Annotated in this window: 5 protein-coding genes and 1 tRNA gene; all 6 read left to right on the forward strand. The window is 58.1% G+C overall.

Annotated features, from left to right (window positions below; all coding sequences use genetic code 11):
• Positions 1-24: 24 nt before the first annotated feature.
• The 6 genes from NBH09_RS08710 (at position 25) to NBH09_RS08735 (ending at position 5,368) form a co-directional block, all read left to right on the forward strand.
• A complete protein-coding gene (locus NBH09_RS08710; RefSeq protein WP_006236208.1) occupies positions 25-747 on the forward strand; it encodes a response regulator in 723 nt (240 codons plus the stop codon).
• An 11-nt stretch (positions 748-758) separates the two neighbouring features.
• Positions 759-2,324 carry a sensor histidine kinase gene (locus NBH09_RS08715; RefSeq protein ID WP_250787726.1) on the forward strand — a complete coding sequence of 522 codons (1,566 nt, stop codon included), beginning with the start codon at positions 759-761 and terminating at the stop codon, positions 2,322-2,324.
• A gap of 118 nt (positions 2,325-2,442) precedes the next feature.
• The gene (locus NBH09_RS08720; RefSeq protein WP_250787730.1) at positions 2,443-3,321 is read left to right on the forward strand and encodes a phosphoribosylaminoimidazolesuccinocarboxamide synthase; all 879 of its coding nucleotides are present in this window, start codon (positions 2,443-2,445) and stop codon (positions 3,319-3,321) included.
• On the forward strand, positions 3,322-3,897 hold the full coding sequence (locus tag NBH09_RS08725) for an ABC-2 transporter permease (RefSeq protein ID WP_022093792.1): 576 nt from the start codon (positions 3,322-3,324) through the stop codon (positions 3,895-3,897).
• Positions 3,898-3,986: 89 nt separating this feature from the next.
• The gene (locus NBH09_RS08730) at positions 3,987-5,267 is read left to right on the forward strand and encodes an aminopeptidase (protein WP_250787727.1); all 1,281 of its coding nucleotides are present in this window, start codon (positions 3,987-3,989) and stop codon (positions 5,265-5,267) included.
• A 28-nt stretch (positions 5,268-5,295) separates the two neighbouring features.
• Positions 5,296-5,368: transfer RNA gene (locus NBH09_RS08735), tRNA-Lys, on the forward strand.
• The last annotated feature ends 830 nt before the right edge of the window (positions 5,369-6,198 follow it).

Raw genomic sequence — 6,198 nt, forward strand, 5'->3', positions numbered from 1 at the left:
TAATTGAGACAGGGGGGCCGTGTTATGGCTTCAGATGCAAAAAAGATTCTGCTGGTCGAGGATGAGAAGGCAATCCGTGACGCCGTCGCTGCCTATCTCGAGCGCGAAGGCTACTGGGTTGTGGGCGTCGGCGACGGCCAGTCCGCGATCGAGGAGTTCGAGAAGCATCAGTTCGACCTGGTCGTGCTCGACCTTATGCTCCCCAAGATTCCCGGCGAGCGCGTTTGCCGCACCATTCGCGATACCTCAGATGTCCCCATCATCATGCTGACGGCTAAGGGCGAGATCGAGGACCGTATTATCGGTCTTGAGCTCGGCGCCGACGACTATCTGATTAAGCCGTTCTCGCCGCGCGAGCTCGTCGCCCGCGTTCGCGCTCTGTTCCGCCGTGCCCATCAGGCCGACGAGCCCGCCGTCGAGGTACTCGACTTCGGCGATCTGGTCATCGATATCTCGGGCCACAAGATCTTGGTCGAGGGCAAGGAAGTCGATCTGACGGCTTCCGAGTTTAAGCTGCTCACCACGCTTGCCCGCCATCCCGGCCGTGTGTATAACCGCATGGAGCTGGTCGAGAAAGTGCTCGGGTATGACTTTGAGGGCTATGAGCGCACCATCGATAGCCACGTGAAGAATCTTCGCGCCAAGCTGGGCGATGATCCCAAGAAGCCCAAGTGGCTCTACACCGTCCATGGTGTCGGCTATCGCTTCGAGGCTCCGGCCAAGACCGATAAGTCGGACGAGAAATAGGGAAATCACATATGACACCTGCGCGCTTTGAAATCGGACAAAAGCACAAGCAGGAGAGCGAGGCGGGTTCCAAGGCTAGTTGGAACACGCCTCGTTCCGATTCACGGCCAACGATGAGCTATCCCTCGCGCATGGCACTTGCTTTTGCTCTGACATCGCTCATGACGGTATTGGTGCTGGTGGGCGTTGTCTCTGTTGTGTGGGGCACGGTCTTTTCGGATTACACACGCTCCAATATCGTCGAAATCGCAAATTCCGCTGCCGAGAAGTTGGCGACCTCATATGAGGAAAACGGCTCTTGGACCGCGGGAGAACTGCGCACGGTCGCAACGTCGAGTTTGGTTTCCGACGATCTGGGCATGCAGGTCGTCAATAAAAAGGGTGTGATCGTTTATGACGATTCCTGGCCCTCGGCAAGCGCCACCGCCGATGTACGCGAAAACCAGGCTACGACCGACGACACGAGCGGCAAGAGGGCATCGCATAGCCCGGTCTCGTCTGCTCCAACCGACTCCGATAGCGTTGCTAACGTCGAGATTGTAACGTCTTCCGGCGAGCATGCCGGACAGGTAAAGCTGTGGGCCATCGGCTCCGACGCTCTGCTCACCAAGGCGGACTCTGCGTTTAGGGAGAAGACCTTTAACGCCATGGCCCTCGCCGCGGTTGTTGCAATCTGCATTTCGGTCGTTATCGGATCGCTCGTGTCGCGCATGCTCACCAAACCGATTCATCGCATCACCAGTACCGCAAAGCAAATCCGTGACGGCGACCTGTCGGCTCGCACGGGGCTGCGCGGTGATGACGAGATCGATCAGCTGGGTGAGACCTTCGATGAGATGGCCACCTCGCTCGAGAAGGATATGAAACACGAGAAGCGCCTGACCTCAGACGTTGCACACGAGCTTCGCACGCCGCTTATGGCCATGCTCGCAACGGTCGAGGCCATGCAGGATGGCGTGTATCCCACCGACGATGAGCATTTGGAGACCGTTGCTTCCGAGACGCGTCGCCTGGCTCGTCTGGTGCAGCAGATGCTCGACCTATCGCGTATGGAAAACAGCACGGCTCCGCTCAATCTAGAACCGGTGGACATGGTTCCGTTCGTGCGATCGATTGTGAACGGCCAGGAGCGTCTGTTTGCCGACCGTGACCTTCGTCTTCGCTTTGCAGATGAAACCCAAGGGCACGACGATGTCGTCGAGGCCGATCCCGACATGATCACGCAATGTGTTATCAACCTCATGAGCAACGCCATGCGCTACACCCCCGAGGGCGGTTGGGTCGTGGTGTCGGTGCTCAGTGACCGCAGGCACGTCAGCATTGCCGTTTCTGATACCGGCATCGGTATTGCCAAGGACGATCTGTCGCGCATTTTCGGGCGGTTTTGGCGCGCCGATGCCAGCCGCGCCCGCGAAGCTGGCGGCCTGGGCGTCGGCCTCGCCGTGACCAAGCAGATCGTCGAGCGTCACCATGGCTACATATCCGTGGAGTCGGAGCTTGGAAAGGGTACGACTTTTACAATTCATCTGCCCCGCGAGCACACGGCGGACGCGGCATCTACTACAATGGAGCACTAGCTTTTCGCTATTCGGTGAAGGAGGGGCCGCGTCCCTGCCGCTCCGAGTTTGCGAAAACGTGCGGGAAAGAACCCGCATTACTGTCGTATTTTGGTAAGGAGTGACTCACGTGACAACGATGGAGCGTCGTCCGGATTCCCGTGGCAAGGTTCGTGATATTTACGATGCCGGTGAAAACCTGCTGATGGTCGCCACCGACCGCATTTCTGCGTTCGACTTCATTCTTCCCGACGAGATTCCGTTTAAGGGAGAGGTGCTCAATCGCATCTCGGCATTCTGGTTCGATAAGTTTGCCGACATCGTCCCCAACCATCTCGTTTCCATCGACCCGGCGGATTTCCCCGAGGAGTTTGCTGAGTATCGTGACTACCTCGCTGGCCGCGCCATGCTGGTTAAGAAGGCCCAGACGATTCCTATCGAGTGCATCGTCCGCGGCTATCTGACCGGTTCGGGCAAGAAGACCTATGACGAGAACGGCACCGTCTGCGGCATTCAGCTGCCCGAGGGTCTGACCGAGGCCTCAAAGCTTCCCGAGCCGCTGTTCACGCCGTCCACGAAGGCCGAGATCGGCGACCACGACGAGAATATCTCGTTTGAGCGTTGCTGCGAGATCGTGGGTGAGGACATCGCCGCGCAGATTCGCGACCTGTCCCTCAGGATCTACAAGGCCGCTGCCGAGTACGCCGCGACCCGTGGCATCATCATTGCCGACACCAAGTTCGAGTTTGGTGTCATCGATGGCAAGGTCACGCTGATCGACGAGTGCCTCACGCCCGACTCCAGCCGTTTCTGGCCTGCTGCCAGCTACGAGGAGGGCAAGATCCAGCCTAGCTACGACAAGCAATTCGTCCGCAATTGGCTCAAGGCCAACTGGGATATGACGGGGGAGACCCCGCACCTGCCCGCCGAGGTCATCGATGGCACGTCCGAGCGCTATCGCGAGGCCTTCCAGATCATCACGGGCTCCCAGTTCACAAGCATGAAGGAGAACGCATAAGTGAGTACCCGTAGCGCCACGAACAAGCGCACGCAATCCCACGAAGTTACCGGGGTTGCGCGCAAGTCTGCCGCATCTGCTAAGCCCGCCCGCCAAGCAGCGAGCTCCGTTCGCGTCGTGCCGGCTTCGTCTAAGGCACGCCGCAAAGAGCTCGAGAAGGGCGAGAACCTCGAGGGCCTCTCTAAAGAGGAGAAGCGCGCCCGCAAGGCTAAGCAGCGCGCCAAGGAGGACCGCATCTATACGGTGTCGAATATCCTCCTCAAGCAGGACGAGGACTACACCAAGCGCCGTCGCATCTGGTGGATTGTGCTCGCCATTGGCATGGTGCTCGTCGTGGCAATTTGGGCCTCGCTGTACTTCGCTCCCGCTGGCATGGTGTCCAGCCCTGTCCAGATGGTCGGCATCGTTTTGTCCTATGTCATCATCCTAGGTGACTTTATCTACGACTTCGCTCGTATTCGTCCCTTGCGCAACATGTACCGCGCGCAGGCCGAGGGCATGTCCGAGAACAAGCTCAACGCTCTTATCGAGCGCGCAGCTGCCGAGGAGGACAAGAAGGACTCCAAGAAGAAGTAGCGTTTGCATCCATACTTATCGCTAAGATATAAGGCGCGTCGTTTTTGCGGCGCGCCTTTTTACTGTTCTATAGATAGATGGAGTGGCACATGATTCGAGCTGCCCTGACGGTCGAAGAGGCCCTGGAGGGCATGAAGTCCCTGGAGCCCAAGATTAAAAACTATGCGCGCCTGGTTGTCCGCAAGGGCGTAAACGTTAAGCCCGGCCAGGAAGTCGTCGTTCAGTCTCCGGTTGAGTGCGCGCCGTTTGCGCGCGTGGTGGTCGCGGAGGCCTATGCTGCCGGCGCCGGCCACGTGACGGTCATCTGGGCCGATGATGCCGTGACGAGGCTCACGTACGAGCATGTCGAGAAAAGCTATTTTGAGCAGACGCCCGAGTGGAAGCGCCTGCAGCTGGATTCCCTGGCCCAGGACGGTGCCTGCTTTATCTTTATCGAGGGTGCGGACCCCGCCGCCCTTAAGGGCATCGATCCCGCTAAGCCCGCTGCAGCTTCTAAGGCAAAGAACACGCAGTGCAAAGTTTTCCGCCGTGGACTGGATTACAACATCAATCCGTGGTGCATCGCCGGCGCTCCGGTCGTGGCTTGGGCGCGCGAGGTGTTCCCGGGAGACGCCGATGAGGTTGCAATCTATAAGCTGTGGAATGCGATTCTGCACACCGCTCGCGCCGATGGCCAGGACCCAGAGAGCGACTGGGAGCTCCACGACGCCGCATTCGAAAAGAACCTGCGTTTCCTGAACGACAATCGTTTCGACTGCCTGCATTACACCGCGGCAAATGGAACCGATCTGATGATTGGCATGACGAAGGGTCACGAGTGGGCCGGCGGCAAGGGCAAGACGCCCGATGGGCACCCCTTCTTCCCCAACATTCCCACCGAGGAAGTCTTCACTTCGCCCGATCGCATGCGCGCCGACGGTATCGTGTACTCGGCCATGCCGCTCATCCACCACGGCAATAAGGTCGACGATTTTTGGATTAAGTTCGAGGGCGGCCGCGTGGTGGACTACGACGCCCGCGTGGGCAAGGCAACGCTTGCAAGTATCATCGATACGGACGAGGGCGCTGCTCACCTGGGAGAGGTCGCGCTCATTTCCAAGAACACGCCGATCCGCGAAAGTGGTGTTCTGTTCTACGATACGCTCTATGACGAGAACGCTAGCTGCCATCTCGCGCTAGGTGTCGGTTTCCCCGAATGCATCGAGGGTGGGTACGACATGTCCAAGGAGGAGCTCCTGGAGCATGGTGTTAACGTCTCGAGCACGCACGTCGATTTTATGATCGGCACGGACGACATCGATATTACGGGCATTACGCCTGATGGACGTGAAGTTGTGATTTTCCAGAACGGCCAATGGAGTTGGGAATAGTCCCAGACCGTGGTACAATGCCACCCGCGGGCCGTTAGCTCAGCTGGCAGAGCAGGGGACTTTTAATCCCAAGGTCCAGGGTTCGAACCCCTGACGGCCCACCCAAAGATTGTTGAGACGGTCAACTTCGGTTGGCCGTCTTTTTTGTTGCCGGTGCACGGGTTCGAACCCGTCGGGGCGCGGAGCTGAGTAAACGCGTGAGCGTTTGCCAGCGCAGCGCGCAAGGCGCGAAAGCGCCGCAGCGGCCGCCTGCGGAGCAGGCTGAACCCCTGACGGCCCACCCAAAGATTGTTGAGACGGTCAACTTCGGTTGGCCGTCTTTTTTGTTGCCGGTGCACGGGTTCGAACCCGTATCTATCTATATATAAGAACGCTTGGCGAACAAAACCCGCCTTTTACCGATGGGAAACAAATAGCTGATGCCTTTGGAGTAAAGTAGCGCTCCAGAGATGACCGATGTCTCAATACTCATAAAACAGCTGGTCATCGCCAATATCAGAAGCCAATGCTTCAGTTTTAACCTCAGTGACGCGACTGAGGGATCTATTCATTTGTGAACAAAATATGGAGTGCGCGATTCCCGCCCCCGGGGCCCCTCCGGTCTGGCAATATATCTCCTTGCCGCGCGGCCCGGTGGAACCGGATGAGCCGCAAAGCGTGCACCTTGAGAACCGGATACTGCGAGGATGGACACACCAGATGTGTCGCATCCGGGCAGACATCGAACCATTTGAAATGGTCTAACTTGGATTTGTTTTTCGCAAGGCCGCCGAGAGGCGGCCCCGAGAAATTCCTTTTCCTATACTAGAACCATATGAATCGAACGGAACCGATCAGCTAATAGTTGTGAGGACCGGACGGGCTCGAAGCCCATTTATTTTGGACGGAGAGTTCGATCCTGGCTCAGGATGAACGCTGGCGGCGCGCCTAA

It is taken from the genome of Collinsella sp. BG-O-102 (assembly GCF_023656745.1).
Classification (GTDB): domain Bacteria; phylum Actinomycetota; class Coriobacteriia; order Coriobacteriales; family Coriobacteriaceae; genus Collinsella.